This window comes from Nocardia sp. NPDC060220 (assembly GCF_042727815.1).
Classification (GTDB): domain Bacteria; phylum Actinomycetota; class Actinomycetes; order Mycobacteriales; family Mycobacteriaceae; genus Nocardia.
Map to the genome: position 1 here is coordinate 1 of NZ_JBHWZY010001331.1, position 1,202 is coordinate 1,202.

At 68.9% G+C, this 1,202-nt stretch carries 1 protein-coding gene; it reads right to left on the bottom strand.

The features are described from left to right. Window positions 1–137: 137 nt before the first annotated feature. On the bottom strand, window positions 138–1,202 hold a 1,065-nt coding region (gene purM, locus ACFWF3_RS36510), incomplete at its 5' end, for a phosphoribosylformylglycinamidine cyclo-ligase (RefSeq protein ID WP_379318774.1).

Below are 1,202 nucleotides of genomic sequence, written 5' to 3' on the forward strand. Positions count from 1 at the left end.
GCCGCCGCCCACCCCCGTGATCTACACTCCGACATTCGTCTGCCGCTTCTGTTGTGTATATCCTACTGGATAAAACCCCGCCCCCACGGCGAGCGGGGTCGCGACCATCGCGACCCGGCTCTCGTGCGTAGCGCAGATCAGAACCTGGGGTGATCGCCCAGCAGCACCGCACGCGGCGCTTCGACATCGGCGGCCTTCTTGACCTGACCCAGCGTCCAGCAGTCGATGTGGCGGGCCGTGAGCACCGCCAGCGCACGGTCAGCGTCCTCGGGCGCCACGATCGCGACCATGCCGACGCCCATGTTGAACGTCTTCTCCATCTCGATGCGCTCGACGCGGCCGCGCTGAGCGATCATCTTGAACACCGGCGCAGGGTTCCAGGTGCCACGATCCAGCTCGGCCACCAGGCCTGCGGGCAGCACCCGAGCCAGGTTGGCGGCCAGGCCACCACCGGTGACGTGCGAGAAGGTGCGCACGTCGGTTTCGGCGATCAGCGCGAGGCAGTCCTTGGCGTAGATGCGGGTCGGCTCGAGCAGTTCCTCACCGAGGGTGCGGCCGAACTCCTCGACGTACCCGGTGAGCGACATCCGATCGATGTCGAGCAGCACCTTGCGCGCCAGGCTGTAGCCGTTGGAGTGCAGGCCCGAGGAGCCCATCGCGATCACGACGTCGCCGGGACGCACCCGGTCGGGGCCGAGGACCGCGTCGGCCTCGACGACGCCGACGCCGGTGGCGGACAGGTCGTAGTCATCGGGATCCATCAGGCCCGGGTGCTCGGCGGTCTCGCCGCCGAGCAGTGCGCAACCGGCCTTGATGCAGCCCTCGGCGATGCCGGAGACCAGCTCGGCGACCTTCTCCGGGATGACCTTGCCGATGGCGATGTAGTCCTGCAGGAACAGCGGCTCGGCGCCACACACCACCAGGTCGTCGACGACCATGGCGACCAGGTCGAGGCCGACGGTGTCGTGCTTGTCGAGGGCCTGGGCGACGGCGATCTTGGTGCCGACACCGTCGGTGGAGGCGGCCAGCAGCGGCTCCCGGTATCCGCCCTTGAGCGCGAACAGCCCGGCGAAGCCGCCGATACCGCCCTGCACCTCGGGTCGGCTGGCCTTCCTGGCCAATGGTCCGAACAATTCGACGGCGCGGTCACCGGCTTCGATGCTCACGCCCGCCGCAGCGTAGGAAGCGCCTGCACCGCTGGG